Below are 17,653 nucleotides of genomic sequence, written 5' to 3' on the forward strand. Positions count from 1 at the left end.
GAAAACCGTCGCTTTTGCAAGAAGGCAGAGGCGAATAGGCATATTTGTTCCTATTCGCTTACATATGTCTAAAGAATATAAAACTAGCTGTAGCCCCTCCGCCCATCTTAGCTGGGACGAGGCACTCGTTTTGAGCGTGGTCTGTTTTCATGGGCGTGGTATCTTGCTGCAAAACATGCCATTAGGAGATGCCTTCGCGCGCCTGGCTGCCATAGAAGCAGTATTGGGTCTGTTGATCGAGGCCAGCTGTATTGCGACCTTCACCCAGCGCTTCTTGGGAAAGTAAGAGTCTGATACTCTGAAGCTCTTTTTGGAGAAACGCCTAACAGGCGAGCTACGTGTTTACTTGGACGGAGTCCAGCAAGCAGAAAAGAGGATGAGGCTATGAGCAATCCATTACTTCAATTGAGGCCATTGGGACAAAGCCTGTGGTATGACAATATTGATCGTGCCCAGATCAAGTCGGGACAACTTCAGCGTCTCCTTGAGGAGGATGGCGTTGTAGGAGTGACGGCCAATCCCACGACCTTTGAAAAAGCCATACGAGCTGGACATGCCTATGACGAGCAGATGCAGCAGCTGATGCGTGAGGGTAAAAGCGCTAGCAACATTTGCGACACGTTGGTGACAACCGATGTTTGTACAGTGGCCGAGATGCTGTATCCCATCTATGAGTCAACGGATGGACAGGATGGATATGTCAGCCTGGAAGTCTCGCCTGAACTTGCTCACGATACCGCGAGAACTCTTGAAGATACGCGTCGGTACTGGGATATGATTGCATGCCCAAACCTCATGATCAAAATACCAGGAACGCCGGAGGGGATTGCCGCGCTTCAGCAGGCATTGACGGAGGGCATCAATGTCAATGTGACGCTTATCTTCTCTCTGGAGAATTATCGCCGGGTGGCGGAAGCCTATGTGAGCGCCTTAGAGATTCGTCTGCAGCGAGGTCTGGATATAAAACACCTCGCATCCGTTGCTAGCTTCTTTGTCAGCCGCCTGGATGTGCTGATTGATTCATTGCTTGAAGAGAAGGTCAAAAACACACGAGATCCCTTAGAGCAGCACAAAATCGCCACATTGAGCGGGAAAGCTGCAATTGTGAACGCGCGTCTGGTCTATCAGGAGTTCAGACAGGTGTTTAGTTCAGCACGTTTTGCCTCGCTTGCGCGAGCAGGAGGAAAGTTGCAGCGCCCACTGTGGGCCAGTACGAGTACGAAGAACCCGGCATATCGCGATGTGTTGTACGCGGAAGAATTGATCGGGCCGAACACCGTAGATACCATGCCGCTGGAAACTATAAAGCACTTCCGTGATCATGGGAAAGTGCATTTAAGTATCGAGCGGGATCTTGCCCAGGCGAGCCATGTACTTACATCGCTGGAGCAGATAGGCATCTCTTATGAGAAGGTCACACAGCAACTCCAAGTGGAGGGCATACAGAAGTTTGCTGCTTCGTACTGTGCAATGTATAAAGGAACTCAAGACAAACAAAGTATAATGGGGCGGCCGTGAATGAAGGCCTGCGGATATTGTTGCTGGCTAGTATGAGCGGGTCTATTTTTGAACACTGGTCGATAGGTAGTTCAATCCACTTTCCTCGATAGAAGCGAAGAAACGAGAAGGAGAGCTGTTTTGACGGGATTTTGGGAAACAGTCAGCAGAATGAATGAGACACGCCGGGTCCATACGGCGACACTCTTGCAAGATGGCCCAGTCTTAGTTGCTGGCGGGAATGGGCTGGATGTGGGGCCAACCAGGTCAATCGCCGAGATCTTTGACCCCTTTGAACGAATAACGACTGTGTATAATGTCCGGAACTGTTGCAAGTTAGCGGGATAATTGTTCCTGGCGTTCCGGCCCAATCTCGGGTTCAATATTCCAGGGTTGCTGGTGCTCTTGCCTGGTTGTATCCTTCAGGGGAGATGTAGAGAAGATAGCATCTCGCGCTGCATTCCGCTGATTGTCACTCGCCCTTCTCGCGTCTGCTTTTTTCTCGTTTTCCTCATCAGTAGGCATGTTTTTTTTCCTAAGTCACAGAATGTTCCTTCGCGTTCTCTCTTTCCTGTGTAATTATGGTTGCTTATCCTGCACTGAGTACCAGGACCTCACAGAGTGCATTTTTCAGAACGTACTCTACAGCTGGGTCTAATTGATGCCCACCACCACGTATACGCGCCGGGCTATTTGCTATCAGGATCATATCTATGGCCCGCTCTTGCGCTTCGCGTACGATTGCCACACCTGTCTGGCGTGCTTTGAGGATGCGCTTTGTTACCTTGGTGATATAGCGTTTGGCAATGACTTCAACGCGATCCAGCCGTTCGAGTGCCGTTTTTCATCTTCCTCGACACGAGCATCCAGGGGAAGCCAAATTTGTATTTTTCTTCTGATCAGACTGGATCGGTACATAAAGTACCTGGGTGCCAACTGGCAATTGGCTTTCTTTTTCATGTCTATCATGCAACCGGTATTTACGTTCTAAGTTTTCACGTAACTCCTCGGCCGACTCATGTTCATCGGCATCCTCATAAACAAGTGATTGTTCTTTTTCCCAATCTCGTTTTATAGTCCCGAAAATTGGAAGCTTATTAGTATATCATCTTGGTTTAATAAAAATGAACTGAAGAATAACTCAAAATTGAAACAGACACCGTTTGGAGGTAGCAGTCAGGTAGCATCGTAATGAAAAGGGCATAGTGGAGACATGTGCCAGAGATGTTACATACCCTTTTCTCCAAACGTAGTTTCCATAGAACAAAACACAAGAGAAAAGCTCGACATCAGTATTCCTTGAACAAGCAAGGAGCAGGAACTATTCGAGCCTATCTCATTCGTTCGTACCAAGTGAAGTGCGGGAGATTGAAAAGGAAGGAAAGGGTTTATCCTAATGCTCATTCGCTCAGATCCACTACGCGGAGTGGCAAGTTTACGTCAGGCCATGGATGATGTGCTTGAGCAAAGTCTTGTGCGTCACGGATGGCCGGAAACCTTGCCACAAATGCTTCCTCCTATGGATGTGGAAGAAACTGACCAGGGCTATCACATTCGCTTATCCGTTCCAGGTTTCAACCCAGAAAACCTTGAGGTCATTGCACAGCCAAACACACTGACTATTCGAGGAGAGGTTAAGCAGGAAGAAACAGAACGGCAGAAACGAAAGAATTTGCTGAGACGAGAAATTCGTACAGAAGCGTTTGAGCGTAACGTCACCTTTGATCGCCCACTTGATCCTGATAATATCACCGTTTCCTACGAAAACGGCATCTTGGAATTAGACATTCCTGCGCGCGAAGAGGCGAAAGCGCGTCACATCAGTGTTACCAGTACCAAGCAAGCAAAAGCTATGGGAGCAGGTCAAACTGAGCAAACACAAGGTGGACAAACGACGCAGCAGCAACGTGGACAGGGGTGAGGCGTTAGTTAAAGCGATGTGGAAATGCGCAGGCATTTCCACATCACCATCTCATACATATGTGAGGCACAATTTGTCTTGCTCAAGGTGATAGAGCTGTTCTCAGTAGGCCGCTGTTAATGGAATTCTCGTCTTATACCCCTGCCTAGCAACAATATGGGGTTTCTGACAGGATCTTATCCGGTAACGGGCTCCAAGGCGGGATCAACCTCGATCCGGTTTTCAACTTAGGTGACACCGGGAGCTGACCATACGTTCTCTTCCGCTACCAGTTTCTGCATATTGGAATGTATCTTCCCGTGGAGGATAACCTTGCTACCCTGAACTTCGACCGTAATATGCTTTGCGTCCGTCTCCGCATTGCGAACAAGGGCTTCCTCGATTTTTAACTTCAGGTCACCTGGTATCGGATGAGTTTTGACTGTGAGAAGTTTGTTGAGGCCCTTGACCCCTGGTATGCGCTGAACAACATGTTCTGCTTCTCTCTTCTGGAAGTTGTACTCGACCTCACCCTTAAGCGTTACCCGGCCCTTGCTTACCGTCACATCCTGGTCATCAATCGGAACGGGTGTATGCCATGCAAGGGCATCTCTTACAAGTTTAGTGAGGTCATCATCGGTGCGCTGAGCGGAACTGGCCAGGCGAACCTCAATTTCATTGACGGCATCCCTAACACCGCGAACACGGCGAGCAGCGGCCTCGACAGCAACCTTTTGCACATATGAATCGACCCAGCCCAGCAACGTGACGACCTCATCCCTGGTAATGACGCCGATTTCGTTTGCGCGGACACGTGGCTCCCAACTCAATTCATTCAGCACATCCTCTTCAATTTCTTCATCAGTACGTGGGCTAATCGCCATGGTGTGTGCCTCTTTCTCCTATTTTCACCGTAGAGTCTTCAACACCTACCGTTTCCGTTCTATCAAACAATAGTTTCAATCTGATCCTGGTGCAGCCTTCAATGCTTACCATGCATGTCATGATCCGCATTAGAGCATCTCAAGCGGCCGCTTCGCGGTTGGCGGTGGAAACGCGTGGGTGTGCTCTTGTGTACTGGCTTTGGGAATAGCATTCACTCCATCAAGCTGGATTACCCAGGCAATTGCCAGCTGAGTCGGCGTCACTCCATGACTGGCAGCTACTCTCTGAAGCACGGGATGATTAAGCAGTCGACCCTGCTCAATCGGCGAGTAGGCCATGGTTGGAAGGCTACGTGCGCGGCATCAGGGCAAACAGATCATACTCGATACCGCGACGCGTGAGGTTGTAGAGTACCTGGTCGGTCGCGACGTCCGCGCCATTACGCGTGATCACAAGTTCTTTCATATCGAACACGTCGAAGTTGCTGACGCCCCAATGGCGAATCTTGCCCACGCGAGCTAAATCCGCCAAGGCACCGAGCGTCTCTCTCACTGGCACAAGGCCGCGCCAGTGTAGCAGATAGAGGTCAATGCGGTCTGTTCCGAGACGCATCAGGCTACCCTCGCAGGCCGCGATTGTCCCGCCCCGTGTTGCATGCTCTGGCAACACCTTGCTGACCAGAAAAACCTCGTCACGCCGCCCGGCAATCGCCTCGCCAACAAGTTCTTCAGCAGCACCATCAGCGTACATTTCAGCTGTATCTATCAGTATCATACCGAGATCGAGGCCAAGGCGTAATGCCGCGATCTCGTCATCTCGATGTCGCGCGTCTTCCGCCATGCCCCAGGTCCCCTGTCCAAGCACTGGAATTGCCTCCCGGGAGGGAAGCTTTATCGTGCGCATGGCAACAGACATGATAATTCTCCTTTGTCTGGTAGACAAACTTCGCTAAGGCACTGCTGAAGAGCCTTTCTACTCTCCTGGCTTTATAAGGTTCTGATAACCAACCTTGCAGGGAGATGAAATCTTCATTCCCATCTTTACCATATACGCATGTATATTATTTTATTAACTCAAATGACAGATATCATAAATGCAAATCTTTGTCAAAGTCATAAATAGAGAATTTTCCTAAAGAGAGACCATGACTCTTGTAAGAATTGAATTTCCTAAGATCTTCAGATGCGAAAGGGAGAAACCTCTTTTGGCGACCAAGCGTGTAATAGGCTGAGAGAGAGCGATTTGTAGAGCATTAACACTATTAGTTGAACTGGGGTCAAATATGACGAAGCCTGCTCTCGTTGTAGTGGATGATTCGCCCACCACTTTGCATCAGCTTGAACATGATCTCCAACAGAAATACGGAAACCGCTTTCGCATCCTTGAAGCGACCTCGTGTCAACAAGCCATTGATCAACTTCGAGAGATGAATGTGCAAAACGAGCCAGTTGCCGCTCTCCTGGTTGATGCGGACATGCCAGAGATACAGGGCTCAGAGTTTCTACAAATCGCACGCGCCCTCTATCCCAAGGCCAGGCGCATCTTGCTCACCACCTACGAGGATAGCCGAGCAGCCATTCAGGCGATCAGCTCCGCACTCATAGACTATTACATCATGAAACCATGGGAACCACCAGAGGCCAACCTCTATCCCGCGCTCGACGATCTCCTGTCTGACTGGCTGGCTTTCTATGAAACCTCCCAGGATCAGCTACGCCTTGTAGGCCATCGCTGGTCACCCCAGATGCATGAGATTGGCGACTTCCTGGCACGTAACCGCATCCCCTACCAATGGCTCTATGTCGAAAACAGCTCGGAGGCGAATCAGGTGCTGACTCAGCTAGGTCTCAGTCTGAGGAATTTGCCTGTTGTGATTTGTCCAGATGGCTCTTACCTGGTCAAACCCAGTTTAGTTCAGCTTGCGGAGAAAATCCACCTCAAGACGCATGCAGAGCAACCTTTCTATGACCTCATCATCATTGGCTCGGGGCCTGCCGGACTTGCAGGGGGAGTCTACGGCGCCTCAGAGGGGCTGCACACCCTGCTCATAGATCAGGAAGCAGCAGGGGGACAGGCTGGAACCAGCTCGAGAATCGAGAACTACCTCGGTTTTCCAGTGGGGTTATCGGGAAGCGATCTCGCCTGTCGCGCCGTTATCCAGGCCAAACGCTTTGGGGCAGAGATCATCACGCCGCAAAAAGCCACAAAAGTGCGCCTGGAAGGACAGTACCGTTGTGTTGAGCTAGGTGACGGCACAGAATTACGTTGCCATGTCCTCGTGCTCGCCTGCGGGGTCTCTTACCGCAGATTGGATGTACCAGGAATTGGACACCTGACGGGGAAGGGAGTCTACTATGGCGGCTCCGTTACCGAGGCCATGACTTGTATAGATGAAGACGTGTATATCGTAGGTGGCGCGAACTCGGCTGGTCAAGCCTCCATTTACTTTGCAAAATACGCTCGTCATGTAACCATGTTGGTACGTGCCGACTCGCTTGCAAAAGACATGTCCAGGTACCTCATTGATCAGATTGCGAGCACACCCAACATCGAGGTCAAAACGAGTACGCACGTCATTGCCGCCCATGGCAAACAGCACCTCGAAAGCATCACAATCTTCAATGACATCACCCAGGCTGAGCAAACGCTGCCCGCAACCTCACTCTTCATCTACATAGGAGCTGAACCTCACACGAAATGGCTAAAAGGCATAGTGCGGGTGGATGAGAAAGGCTTTATCCTGACCGGTTCGGACCTTATTCACGAAGGGCAGCTTCCAGAGGATTGGGCGCTTGATCGTGAGCCATTCCACCTGGAGACAAATGTACCCGGCGTTTTCGCCGTCGGCGACGTACGCCACGGTTCTGTCAAACGCGTCGCCTCCAGCGTCGGCGAGGGAGCCATGGCGGTCATGTTCGTACATCGTTACCTGGATAACATCGCCCTCAGAACGTAGTGGTTTTCATCCAATTGTTTACTGCTTATGCGAGAAAAGTCGCTCCAGGTGTGGCTAAGGAGAGGGATCATGGAACATTCCATACTTTATAAGGAAAATGTCCCCTACCTGAGACCGGTTGAAACGCTTCAGCTTGGTGATACTCCGCTATGGCCGCCGCTTCTGAATGACGATATGCTCTACATTGCTGCGCGCAACCACACGCTCTATGCCCTGGATAAGCATACACACAAGCCACTTTGGAGCTATAAAGCACAGGGGGATCTTCTATCTGCACCAACTCTGCTTGACGATGTCCTCTATATCGCATCCTCTGATCGCACAGTCTGCGCACTCGAGGCCAGGACCGGCGGTGTACTATGGTATTACCAGCCCCAAGGGGCATTACTATGCGCGCCCACCATAGCTGAAGGTGTTGCCTACTTTGTCGCAGGCAAAACACTCTACGCCTTAGACGCTGGATTAGGTGACGTACTCTGGTCTTATGACTTGCAAGAACGTGCACACATACCTTTGACAGTAAACAACGGCATTATCTACATAGCGGAGAAAAGCAGGCTCTACGCCCTTGATGCCATTCGCCGGGCCATCATCTGGAGTTATGCAACTCAGGATACAGTGCGCGCAGCGCCGGCCGTCGTAGATGAAACGGTGTACCTCGGTTCGCAAGATCACACGCTCTACGCGCTCAATAGTGAAACCGGGCAAAAGCTCTGGAGTTATACCACTCGGGACGCCATTCTCGCCTCGCCAGCCATTGCCTATGGGATGGTCTTTGTTGGCTCCAATGATTACACACTCTATGCTCTGGAGGCCAGATTTGGCACGCTGCGGTGGCAGTATGCGACCAATGGGCCTCTTCTCGCACCACCTGCCTTCTCAGATGAAACACTGTTTGTGGGCTCTTTCGACCACTCCTGCTATGCTCTGGACGCACTCACAGGAGAGAAACTCTGGAGTTATGCCACCAGGGGACCAATAGATACGTCGCCGAGCATCGCGGAAGGCATCTTGTCTGTCTCTTCCACCGACACCTACCTCTACGAGTTCGCCAGCGACCACCGATGGACCTTTACTACCGGCAATGCCATCGAATCCTCGCCAGCGACCGCAAATGGCATGATCTACTTTGGCTCAACGGACCATAACGTCTACGCGCTTGAAGGAGAGGCTGGTGAAGTGCAGTGGAGCATAGAAACAGGCGAGGAGGTCTTCTCCTCTCCCCTGGCGGATAGCGCACGCGAGGTCATCTACATCGGGTCAAATGATTTTACGCTTTACGCCCTGGCCGCAAGCACAGGAGCTATCCTGTGGGATTTCCTTACCGCGGGACACATCATCTCTTCGCCTGGCGAATGGAATGGCATGGTCTATGTTGGTTCAGCTGATCATTGCGTCTACGCCCTCGATGTAGAGACAGGCGAAGAAATCTGGCAGTATGAAACAATTGGAAACATCACTTCCTCGCCCTGCATTGTTGATGGTGTTCTCTACATAGGTTCGCTTGACCAGCAAGTTTATGCGCTCAATGCCTGCGATGGAAAGCTCATATGGTCGTACATGACCGGAGGAGGAGTCCATTCTTCGCCCACTGTAGAGCAAGGACTCCTCTATGTAGGCTCACGCGACTATAAGCTCTATGCTCTGGATACCAGGACAGGAACAAAACGCTGGGAGTTCGAGACAGGCAACGTTGTGGATTCATCTCCTACCGTTGCCAATGACATTGTGTATGTTGGCTCACACGATCACCATCTCTACGCATTCGATGCACAATCGGGGAAAAAGCGTTGGCAATATAAAACAGGCGGCGCAGTAGCCTCCTCACCGAGAATAACCGATGGAACAGTCTATGCAGGCTCGGAAGATGGTAATCTCTATGCACTCGACATTCATTCAGGAGAGAAACGCTGGTGCTACCCTACAAAAGGGGCAATCCATGCCTCAGTGGCGGCCGATGAAGACACTGCCTACATTGGCTCCTCTGACCACTCCTTCTATGCCTTGCAGCGCATCCAACTTCCAACGCATCTTCACCTGCCAGGCTGATGTCTCTGCGCCGGGTAGTAGGAATTCGGAAAGATAGCCAAACAGAGGCGCCACGTTGACGGGCTCAAGGCGATGGTGCCTGTAATCAGTCAGATACCTCACGGCTAAAGCCGGAGGCTTGTCCCTACGCCGAAGCGTGAAACGATAGGTCGTCTGACAGCAGCCCACTAGCCAAAGATGTACCGAGGCTAGCAAGGTATTTCTCTCGAATATTGCGAGAGGCATTGAGGTCAGCATTCAAGCTGAATCCACACACACGACAGAGGAAGAGACTTTGAGAACGACGATTATTGCGCGCCTGATGCCCACAGCGAGAGCATGTTTGGCTGGTGTGACGCGGGTCTATCTTCACCACGTCAATGCCCTTCTCTTGCGCTTTGTACGAGAGGAAGGCATGGAATTGGGCAAAGGACCACGAATGCAAGCGGCGCTACCCTTCCCCCTTGCACATACGAGTGCGAGAGCGAATGTGAGTCAGGTTCTCAAGCACAATGGTAGAACCGGGGGTCGTGTGTTGCACGATACGCTTGGAGAGCACATGGTCATGGTCTTTGCGTTGCCGAAACAGTTTGCCAGAGAGCTTGCGCAGGTGACGTTTCGCGCTCTTGGTGCCTTTGGCTTGCAACTTCTTCGGAGGCGGAAGATACGGCGCTCTTGCTCTTTCCAGCGTCGTTCTCCCAAGAAGTGGCGATTGGAGGTCACAGCAGGATGATTGAGGCCCAAATCGACGCCCACAACCTCTTGCGAGGGGGTAACAAGAGGGTCAGGAAGACTCACCACCACATGCAGCGTGTACTTGCCCTTGCGAGAACACAGATCAGCACTGCATACCTTCCCGCCGTTGTACTTTTGAGCATGTTTGGGAACGGTAAAGGCAAGCTGAACTCGTCCTTCAACGGTGGCAAGGCTACAGGGCAGGCTCTCCCACTTCACCCAATACGAGAGAGCATCATAGCGGATAGGACAGACACGAGAGTGTGGTGTACTCGCCTTGAGCCCCTTCTGGCGTCGGTCAAGCGCACTCTTGACCGCTTCCGTGGCTTTCACACGAGCGGCACATACCAATTGCGAAGGCAAGTTGGGATACTCACGGCGCAAATCGTAGTAGGTGCGCTTATGCAATTCAATGCCATTACTGCACTGAGTGAGGGGTAAAGCCTTCTTCAGCCACAGTATGAAAGCAAGCGGTATGCTCCTGCAACGTTTGCTGCAAGAGAGTGGATTGCTCGTGCGTCGGAGTAAGTTGCAAAACAATCGTTCTGTCCATAGAGAATGTATCTCATATATAACGTGTTTTGTTAAGTTGGGAGTACTCCCGGCCCTATCTACCCCAAGGAAAGAGGCGGAGGTTCCGATGAATGTGGGGAAGGGGGCCGGGTTCTCTCACACAGACCCCCACTGGTCATTCGCAGGGCGGTGTCCCTGAAAAGGGTGCTCTCGCCTTCCCCTCAGCACATGCTTTGCAAGGAATAGGGGCAAGAAGTCGTACTCTCATGATCTCTACTATAAATAGTTAGATAGCATGCTATTTATAGTGGATCATGGGTTTGCAGCCCAGCACAATTAAATACTTTATTAGTGTTACTACTGACAATAATTCATAGAGATATTTTTCATTTGGTGCTATCTTTAATTTTTGGTGCTATCTTTAATTTAATGAAAGGAAAAGAGCAACAGTAGAGCATAAATAAATACTGATCAGCCAATTGGTGCAAGTCTCATTCCGAGGAACTATAAGGGCGATCATTGTTACACTCTTGTTTTCCAATGTACCGTCGTAACGCAGGTCCTCTCTCTTAGGACCCTCAATGACGAGAGATGCACCTAAATTTCAGTATCTAGATGGATTGCCGCGTCATCGTTATCGCAACCTCAAAGGTATTTCGGCGTAACACGCAATCAAGTGAGCGAAGCTGCCGGGAAGGCGACTAAGTGCGCTTCTGAGAGACGAAATCTCAAGGGTGAGATATGGCGGCACCGTCAGCCACTACGAAGCGGTGCTCACAGTTGCTTTTTCATAGCTGGTTTGTTGTTTGGCAAGATGCCGCTGATAAGAGTCAAAAACAGTGCTCAAAAGAAGAGGGTCATGCTATGCAGTCAAACAATCCGGAACAACAAAAGGCCACAACTGGAACCACGACAGCCACCCAGGCAGCCCAACATGGTCAACCAGGGCAACAGCAGACTCCACCTGAAGCGACGACAGCCATCCAGTCAGTTCCCCCGAGCGAAGCGGTACAGGAAGAGCACCGCAAAGCGGAAGAGTACCTGGATCAGTTGCGCAGGACGCAGGCAGACTTTGCCAATTATCGACGTCGCATGGGCAAGGAACAGGTCGAGGGGCGCATCGCAGCCCAGAGTAGCTTGCTCTATCAGATGCTGCCGGTCCTGGACGATCTTGAAATAGCTCTGCGCTCGGCACCTACGGAGATGTGTCCGCATTCCTGGGTGCAGGGTCTGTTTCTGGTCGCGCGCAGACTCGAGTCAACGCTTGACCAACTGGGTGTGCAACGTGTTGGTGCCATCGGCGAACAATTCAACCCACGCTGGCATGAGGCCATCGCGACCGAGGCTCGAAGAGATGCGCCAGAGGGGACCATTCTCGATGTACATCAACAAGGGTATATCATCGAGGACCACGTCATTCGTCCAGCCAGGGTGAGTGTCGCGGGAGCCTCCCCACAACGCGAAACGCCCACGAAGCACGAAAAGACTGATCCTACTAATAACAGGCAAACGCAAGCCGAATGAGTTGTGACAACGCCTCATTGGAGTCGAGGATGCCAGGAAAAGAAGCAGCTTCTGGCATTCGACAGTTCACGTGAGCAGGCCACATACGTGCTCTGGCTCCTTGTCGAGAGGAGCCGTGGACACAATATGAGAGAGAGGGGCAACAATGGCAAAGGTACTCGGCATTGACCTGGGAACAACAAACTCAGTCATGTCAATCATGGAGGCAGGCGAGCCAACCGTTATTGAGAACAGGGAGGGTGCGCGGATTACGCCCTCTGTCGTCGCGATTACCAAGAGTGGCGAGCGCCTGGTGGGGCAGGTCGCCAAACGCCAGGCCGTGACCAACCCAGAAAATACCGTCTTCTCCATTAAGCGTCTCATGGGGCGTAAGTTCGACGATCCTGAGGTACAGCGTACGATAAAAATGGTTCCCTACAAGATTACAGGTGCTGCGAACGGTGATGTCCGTGTCGTGATGGGAGGGCGTGAGTATAGTCCGCCAGAAATTTCGGCCATGATCCTCCAAAAGCTGAAAGTCGATGCGGAAGACAAATTGGGAGAGCGCATTACGCAGGCCGTCATCACTGTCCCAGCCTACTTCAACGACTCACAGCGCCAGGCCACGAAAGACGCGGGTACCATCGCAGGACTTGAGGTTTTGCGCATCATCAATGAGCCAACCGCGGCCTCACTTGCCTATGGGCTGGACAAGAAGCATGACGAGCTGATTGGTGTCTATGACCTTGGTGGTGGCACCTTTGATATCTCCGTCCTACAACTGGGGAGGGTGTCATTGAAGTCAAGTCCACCAATGGTGATACTCATCTGGGTGGCGACGACTTTGATCAGCGGATTGTGGATTGGCTTGCTGACGAGTTTCGCAAGGATCAGGGTATTGATTTACGCAACGATCGCATGGCGCTACAGCGTCTAAAAGAAGCAGCTGAGCGCGCCAAGATCGAGCTCTCCTCATCGACTCAGACCGAGATCAACCTCCCCTTTATTACAGCTGACGCCAGTGGGCCAAGGCACCTTGTGATGACACTTACACGTGCCAAGCTAGAGCAACTGGTGGGCGACCTGATCGAGCGCACGCGTGGTCCGGTCATGCGTGCCTTGGAGGATGCGCAGGTCAAGCCAAGCGACGTCAACGAGGATGTGCTGGTAGGTGGGCAGACCCGTATGCCAGCCGTAGCTGAGTTTGTCAAAAACATTTTCGGCAAGGACCCGCACAAGGGCGTTAATCCCGATGAGGTGGTCGCCATTGGCGCCGCTATCCAGGGAGGTGTGCTGGGAGGCGAGGTTAAGGATGTCTTACTCCTGGATGTCACCCCACTCTCACTTGGCGTCGAGACATTGGGTGGAGTGACAACCAAGCTCATTGAGCGCAACACGACCATTCCTACACGCAAGAGCGAGACTTTCAGCACAGCAGAGGACAATCAATCAGCAGTGGACGTTCATGTACTCCAGGGCGAACGCGAACTGGCAAGCGATAACAAGAGCCTGGGCCACTTCCGCCTGGAGGGTATCAGTCCTGCGCCGCGTGGCATGCCACAAATCGAAGTCACCTTCGATATTGACGCAAACGGCATCCTCAACGTGACCGCGCGCGACAAGGCCACGGGTCGTGAGCAAAAGATTACTATTACTGCTTCCAGTGGTCTCTCGCAAAGCGATGTCGACCGCATGGTGAGTGAAGCGGAGCAACACGCTCAGGAAGATCGCCAGCGCCGCCAGGAGATCGAGACACGCAACAATGCTTCCAGTGTGGCCTACCAGGTAGAGCGTACTCTCAAGGAGAATACGGAGAAACTCTCACCCAGTATGCGCAATGAAGCCGAGAGCAAGGTCAAGGCTGTGCGCGACGCCCTAACTGGAAGTGACATCGCACGCGTGCAAAGCAGCATGGCTGAACTGGAGAACACCTATCAGCGCATGCAACAGGAGATTGCCAGCTCTACAGGCGCTCCAGCTGGCAACGAAGCCACTGAAGCAAGAGCGCAAGCCAGTTCTGGCAGCGAGCCAGGGACCGTCGAAGGAGAATACCGAGAACTCTAGCGACTCACCTGATTCACTTATAGATATCCTGGGGGCTGCCTCTCTAGCTCTGAAGCACCTCCAGGATAGCAAGCGCACCGTTACAGTTACAACTGAATGCAGACATACAAGATTGCTCTCTATGGATGCACTCAGGAGAGCAGGAAAGGATGTGCACTATGCTCTTAGCTTCAGCGCATCTCATCGCGTTACAAGAGCTGGCTGCCGAAGAGGCTGCGGGACACGCAACACATTCATTGGCAGAAGATGATCCTCAGGAACACATTTATCGCGAACTTGAATTGCAGGGCCTTATCCTTCTCCAGCCTCCTCGCGCCTACCAACTCTCCTATGCCGGGCGTGAGGCGCTTGACCTCATGAGAGCAATGCATGCGGAGAACTTGCTTCCTACTATAGATCGTCTCGAACACAACTGGCGTTTTCTCGGCTCAGATATTCTGGCCGCTTTACACGCAGCAACGTTAAAAAAGGGGCAGATTGGTCCGGTAACAGTAGATATGCTGCGTGCACGCGGCTTCACAAAGCAGGTGCAGGTTACACTCGAAAAGCGTCAGCTTACCTGTCTAAATCGCTATGGCGAGGCCTGGAGGGATTTCGCTGAACACCATCGTCCACGTCTGGAGATTTATGGCGATCTCGCAAATGCGATCCGCCACATACATCCTGGCTATGCCCAGAAACCAGCCGCTCACATGACCGCAGAACAACTAGCGCTCATGGAAGCCATGAACCTCCTGGCCTGGTCGATTCCTGAAGGGAATAATTATGTCCTAACGGCATTAGGCCAGGCCGTCTATGATGCTTTGCGTAAAGAAGGCTATAGTCCTCTAGATGTGGCTCTTGATGAGCCATTGCTCCAGGTACTAGCAGAGTTAGCTGATAAGGGAAGCTCCGTTTTAACGCCTGAACAAATAGCCAGCCTCCAATTGCTGGGCTATGTCGATGCGGATGAAAAACTGAGCGAAGCAGGTTATGCAGCGCTCAAAGCATATTCTCTTCTACAAAAAGAGGTACCAGAAAAGACGCGTACATTCGCGATCACCGAACCTGAAGTTGAATTACTCACGACCATCGATCACCTGGTTCAGGATCATAAACCCACCAATAAAGAGGCCCTACATCGCGTGCTAGTTAATCGTATGGTCAAACGCTATCGCGCCCTGGAAGGACGCCGTGGCCGAACCTTACGAGAGAGAACGCCGTTGAAGCGTCAGGCGGTGGCACTGCTAGAGCAGGTAAAAGAGCACGATGAGTGGTTTAACACCAATTGGGATCTCGAGGAGCTCCTCGTTGGCCTGGAGGCCTTTGACTTGCTAAGAGCTGAAGTGGAAGGCCGTAATATGGGCTATCGCCTAACGTTCACAGGTCAAAAAATTGTGGAAGAGCAGGAAGGGAACACACGCGAAATCAGCGCTACAGCGGTTAAAGCTCTAACGATTGCCGAAACCCACCTGGGCGTTCCTGCGCAGTGGTGGATTGAGCAGGCACGTGAGGAAGAGCTTATTGGCACTGGAGGGATCACGGCATCGGGCCGCTTTTACGCCAATCTCGCCAACCACTGCATACGAAGGCTTGCACTTACACGAGAGGAGGCCGAACTTTTGGAGCAACTCCCCGACACCGAAGGGGAATCATGTGGTTTTGGCAGCAACAGCCGAGAAGGGCTTGACGAAGAAAAACGCAACTGGGCGCTGGAAAAGCTCGAAGCACGCGGCTTTATTGACAGACTTGTTGATTGTCAGATGATACGTACGGAGGCGGGGCAACTCCTCACCAGAGCTGTGAGCGGGGCGATGCACCTCGGGCATCCCATTACGCCAACCCTCGTGTGCGTGCTCGCCGCTATCCGGCAGGTGGGGACACTCTATGTGAAAGAGCGCAAGGTCCGTATGCAGCCTCACCAGTGGGAGGAAGCAGAGCGCCTGAGCGGTTTAGGGGAATCTGAATTTCGCGAAATGCTGCACGTTGCCCGTATGGGTCAGTATGTCGGGGAAGCAACGCTTACAGAGGCAGGTCTAGATCTCCTGGCTGTCCAGGAGCTCATTGACAAAGAATATAGCGTTGCTGCGAAGAGGGCTTAGGAGATCGATATCATTCGGATCCTCTAAAACTCCTCTTCCAGGGAGAAACAACCCATGGCTGTTGATTATAAGGACTACTACAAGACGTTGGGCGTGGACAGGAACGCAAGTCAGAAGGATATTCAAAAAGCCTTTCGCAAACTCGCGCGCCAATATCACCCTGATATCAATCCAGATGATAAGGCTGCCGAGGAGAAGTTCAAGGAGATCAACGAAGCCAACGAAGTGCTCTCCGACCCAGAGAAACGGAAGAGCTACGACGAGATAGATAGGTATTACCAGCAGTACGGGAGCTGGCCGGGTGCAGGCTATGCGACTGGAACGGGGGCAACAGGCGCTGGTAGAGGACGCACCCACTATCGTACCGTCAACGAAGAAGACTTAAACGACCTCTTTGGTGGCGCGTCTCCGTTCTCGGATTTCTTCGAGACCTACTTTGGTGCAGGTCCGGGAACCAGGCGATCGCGTGCGGCTGGCCATACGCGGGCCCAGGCTCGTGCCCCGGCCCGCCAGGACGTCGAGGCTGAAGTCACCGTGACACTTCCAGAAGCCTATAAAGGCGCGACGCGCGTTTTAGAACTGGCCACTCCAGATGGCGGCACACGTCGGTTGGAGGTAAAAATCCCCCCTGGGGTTGACGAGGGTTCGCGCATACGGATAGCTGGTCAGGGCCAGGAGGGGCCTGCTGGGCGCGGTGATCTGTACCTGCGTGTACATATGGCGCCTGACTCTCGCTTCACACGGGAGGGGACGACGCTGCATACGCGCGTCGAGGTTCCTCTCGCCGAAGCAGTGTTGGGCGGAGAGATACAGGTACCGACCCCAGATGGTCGCCGCCTACTGCTACGGGTTCCACCCGGGACCGGGGAGGGTACTGCGTTGCGTCTACGGGGCCAGGGCATGCCTGTTATGGGAGAACCAGATAAAAGGGGCGACCTCTATGCCGATGTGCACGTGGTCATACCGAAAGACCTCACTCCAGAGCAACGTCAGCTTTTCGAAGCCTTCACTCATTCACTTGGCTACGTTCCACAGGCAAGCCGGTAAAAGAAAGGAGCAGCCATGGATAACCCACACATCACACGTATCGTAATACAGCCATTCCCTGTACCGCGCTCATATAGCGCGCATGAGGCGGTCACCGCGAGCCGCCTCAACATGCGTGCGCTGCATTCCCTGGAAGCATCGGGCCTGGTCCAGGGCGAAGGCAGCAGTAGAAACCGGCGCTATAGCGAAGAGGATGTGCGACGCCTGCGGCGTATTCGCCGCTTGCAGCATGAATTAGGAGTGAATTTGGGGGGCGTCGAAGTCGTTCTCCACTTACTTAAGCGCCTGGCAACGTTGCAGCAAGAACTGGAAGAAACGCGAAACCAAATGGCTCAGATACAATCTTCATCATGGCAATTTTCTGGCGACTGAGAAAACAGACTCGTGATCATTGTAGTGCTCAACTGACAAGAATCGTTCATTTGTACACCAACAAAGGAAACG

16 protein-coding genes and 2 pseudogenes are annotated in these 17,653 nt (G+C 52.3%); 13 read left to right on the forward strand and 5 right to left on the reverse strand.

Annotated elements, in window-relative coordinates; all coding sequences use genetic code 11:
- Nucleotides 1–130 precede the first annotated feature (130 nt).
- The 3 genes from K3T82_RS31630 to K3T82_RS31640 all read left to right on the forward strand — a co-directional run bounded on the left by K3T82_RS31630 (nucleotide 131) and on the right by K3T82_RS31640 (nucleotide 1,845).
- A complete protein-coding gene (locus tag K3T82_RS31630) occupies nucleotides 131–286 on the forward strand; it encodes a hypothetical protein (protein ID WP_220197537.1) in 156 nt (51 codons plus the stop codon).
- 98 nt (nucleotides 287–384) lie between these two features.
- A complete protein-coding gene (gene tal, locus K3T82_RS31635) occupies nucleotides 385–1,518 on the forward strand; it encodes a transaldolase (RefSeq protein ID WP_220197538.1) in 1,134 nt (377 codons plus the stop codon).
- A 120-nt stretch (nucleotides 1,519–1,638) separates the two neighbouring features.
- Nucleotides 1,639–1,845 carry a hypothetical protein gene (locus K3T82_RS31640; protein WP_236031679.1) on the forward strand — a complete coding sequence of 69 codons (207 nt, stop codon included), beginning with the start codon at nucleotides 1,639–1,641 and terminating at the stop codon, nucleotides 1,843–1,845.
- Here the strand turns inward: K3T82_RS31640 and K3T82_RS31645 are convergent.
- The gene (locus K3T82_RS31645; RefSeq protein WP_236031680.1) at nucleotides 1,834–2,022 is read right to left on the reverse strand and encodes a hypothetical protein; all 189 of its coding nucleotides are present in this window, start codon (nucleotides 2,020–2,022) and stop codon (nucleotides 1,834–1,836) included. The two genes, K3T82_RS31640 and K3T82_RS31645, sit on opposite strands and share 12 nt — an antisense overlap.
- A gap of 64 nt (nucleotides 2,023–2,086) precedes the next feature.
- Nucleotides 2,087–2,245, reverse strand: coding sequence for a hypothetical protein (locus K3T82_RS31650; protein WP_220197539.1), 159 nt, complete (start codon nucleotides 2,243–2,245; stop codon nucleotides 2,087–2,089).
- A gap of 648 nt (nucleotides 2,246–2,893) precedes the next feature.
- Here K3T82_RS31650 and K3T82_RS31655 point away from each other — a divergent pair.
- The gene (locus K3T82_RS31655) at nucleotides 2,894–3,418 is read left to right on the forward strand and encodes an Hsp20/alpha crystallin family protein (protein ID WP_220197540.1); all 525 of its coding nucleotides are present in this window, start codon (nucleotides 2,894–2,896) and stop codon (nucleotides 3,416–3,418) included.
- A 227-nt stretch (nucleotides 3,419–3,645) separates the two neighbouring features.
- Here K3T82_RS31655 and K3T82_RS31660 read toward each other — a convergent pair whose 3' ends face one another.
- Together K3T82_RS31660 and K3T82_RS31665 are read right to left on the reverse strand one after the other, a co-directional pair.
- Nucleotides 3,646–4,281, reverse strand: a complete 636-nt coding sequence (locus K3T82_RS31660) for a BON domain-containing protein (RefSeq protein WP_220197541.1) — start codon at nucleotides 4,279–4,281, stop codon at nucleotides 3,646–3,648.
- Between the two features lie 129 nt (nucleotides 4,282–4,410).
- Nucleotides 4,411–5,185: pseudogene (locus tag K3T82_RS31665) on the reverse strand (aldo/keto reductase).
- Between the two features lie 379 nt (nucleotides 5,186–5,564).
- Between K3T82_RS31665 and K3T82_RS31670 the strand changes: the two are divergent.
- Nucleotides 5,565–7,238, forward strand: coding sequence for an FAD-dependent oxidoreductase (locus K3T82_RS31670; RefSeq protein WP_220197542.1), 1,674 nt, complete (start codon nucleotides 5,565–5,567; stop codon nucleotides 7,236–7,238).
- 69 nt (nucleotides 7,239–7,307) lie between these two features.
- Nucleotides 7,308–9,287, forward strand: coding sequence for an outer membrane protein assembly factor BamB family protein (locus tag K3T82_RS31675; protein ID WP_220197543.1), 1,980 nt, complete (start codon nucleotides 7,308–7,310; stop codon nucleotides 9,285–9,287).
- Between the two features lie 124 nt (nucleotides 9,288–9,411).
- On the opposite strand, the gene K3T82_RS50245 is transcribed toward K3T82_RS31675, so the two are convergent.
- Nucleotides 9,412–9,711, reverse strand: a complete 300-nt coding sequence (locus tag K3T82_RS50245; RefSeq protein ID WP_220197544.1) for an RNA-guided endonuclease InsQ/TnpB family protein — start codon at nucleotides 9,709–9,711, stop codon at nucleotides 9,412–9,414.
- Between K3T82_RS50245 and K3T82_RS31685 the strand changes: the two genes are divergently transcribed.
- The 7 genes and pseudogenes from K3T82_RS31685 (at nucleotide 9,706) to K3T82_RS31715 (ending at nucleotide 17,581) form a co-directional block, all read left to right on the forward strand.
- On the forward strand, nucleotides 9,706–9,999 hold the full coding sequence (locus K3T82_RS31685) for a hypothetical protein (RefSeq protein WP_220197545.1): 294 nt from the start codon (nucleotides 9,706–9,708) through the stop codon (nucleotides 9,997–9,999). The genes K3T82_RS50245 and K3T82_RS31685 overlap by 6 nt on opposite strands.
- 71 nt (nucleotides 10,000–10,070) lie before the next feature.
- Nucleotides 10,071–10,442, forward strand: a complete 372-nt coding sequence (locus tag K3T82_RS31690; RefSeq protein WP_220197546.1) for a hypothetical protein — start codon at nucleotides 10,071–10,073, stop codon at nucleotides 10,440–10,442.
- A 936-nt stretch (nucleotides 10,443–11,378) separates the two neighbouring features.
- Nucleotides 11,379–12,038, forward strand: coding sequence for a nucleotide exchange factor GrpE (locus tag K3T82_RS31695; RefSeq protein WP_220197547.1), 660 nt, complete (start codon nucleotides 11,379–11,381; stop codon nucleotides 12,036–12,038).
- 145 nt (nucleotides 12,039–12,183) lie between these two features.
- Nucleotides 12,184–14,081: pseudogene (gene dnaK / locus K3T82_RS31700) on the forward strand (molecular chaperone DnaK).
- A gap of 158 nt (nucleotides 14,082–14,239) precedes the next feature.
- Complete coding sequence (locus K3T82_RS31705) at nucleotides 14,240–16,162, forward strand: DUF505 domain-containing protein (protein WP_220197548.1); 1,923 nt, start codon at nucleotides 14,240–14,242, stop codon at nucleotides 16,160–16,162.
- Nucleotides 16,163–16,216: 54 nt separating this feature from the next.
- Nucleotides 16,217–17,209 (forward strand): DnaJ C-terminal domain-containing protein, encoded by a 993-nt coding sequence (locus K3T82_RS31710; RefSeq protein WP_220197549.1) that lies wholly within the window; start codon nucleotides 16,217–16,219, stop codon nucleotides 17,207–17,209.
- Nucleotides 17,210–17,224: 15 nt separating this feature from the next.
- A complete protein-coding gene (locus tag K3T82_RS31715; protein WP_220197550.1) occupies nucleotides 17,225–17,581 on the forward strand; it encodes a chaperone modulator CbpM in 357 nt (118 codons plus the stop codon).
- Nucleotides 17,582–17,653: the final 72 nt, after the last annotated feature.

Origin of the sequence: Ktedonospora formicarum (assembly GCF_016587355.1) — a bacterium.
Classification (GTDB): Bacteria; Chloroflexota; Ktedonobacteria; order Ktedonobacterales; family Ktedonobacteraceae; genus Ktedonobacter; species Ktedonobacter formicarum.

Excerpts from the sequence above, each read along its gene's own strand:
- tal (WP_220197538.1), top strand. The coding sequence starts at position 385 with ATGAGCAATCCATTACTTCAATTGAGGCCATTGGGACAAAGCCTGTGG.
- K3T82_RS31645 (WP_236031680.1), bottom strand. The coding sequence starts at position 2,022 with ATGCCTACTGATGAGGAAAACGAGAAAAAAGCAGACGCGAGAAGGGCG.
- K3T82_RS31655 (WP_220197540.1), top strand. The coding sequence starts at position 2,894 with ATGCTCATTCGCTCAGATCCACTACGCGGAGTGGCAAGTTTACGTCAG.
- K3T82_RS31660 (WP_220197541.1), bottom strand. The coding sequence starts at position 4,281 with ATGGCGATTAGCCCACGTACTGATGAAGAAATTGAAGAGGATGTGCTG.
- K3T82_RS31670 (WP_220197542.1), top strand. The coding sequence starts at position 5,565 with ATGACGAAGCCTGCTCTCGTTGTAGTGGATGATTCGCCCACCACTTTG.
- K3T82_RS31675 (WP_220197543.1), top strand. The coding sequence starts at position 7,308 with ATGGAACATTCCATACTTTATAAGGAAAATGTCCCCTACCTGAGACCG.
- K3T82_RS31685 (WP_220197545.1), top strand. The coding sequence starts at position 9,706 with ATGCAAGCGGCGCTACCCTTCCCCCTTGCACATACGAGTGCGAGAGCG.
- K3T82_RS31690 (WP_220197546.1), top strand. The coding sequence starts at position 10,071 with ATGCAGCGTGTACTTGCCCTTGCGAGAACACAGATCAGCACTGCATAC.
- K3T82_RS31695 (WP_220197547.1), top strand. The coding sequence starts at position 11,379 with ATGCAGTCAAACAATCCGGAACAACAAAAGGCCACAACTGGAACCACG.
- K3T82_RS31705 (WP_220197548.1), top strand. The coding sequence starts at position 14,240 with ATGCTCTTAGCTTCAGCGCATCTCATCGCGTTACAAGAGCTGGCTGCC.
- K3T82_RS31710 (WP_220197549.1), top strand. The coding sequence starts at position 16,217 with ATGGCTGTTGATTATAAGGACTACTACAAGACGTTGGGCGTGGACAGG.
- K3T82_RS31715 (WP_220197550.1), top strand. The coding sequence starts at position 17,225 with ATGGATAACCCACACATCACACGTATCGTAATACAGCCATTCCCTGTA.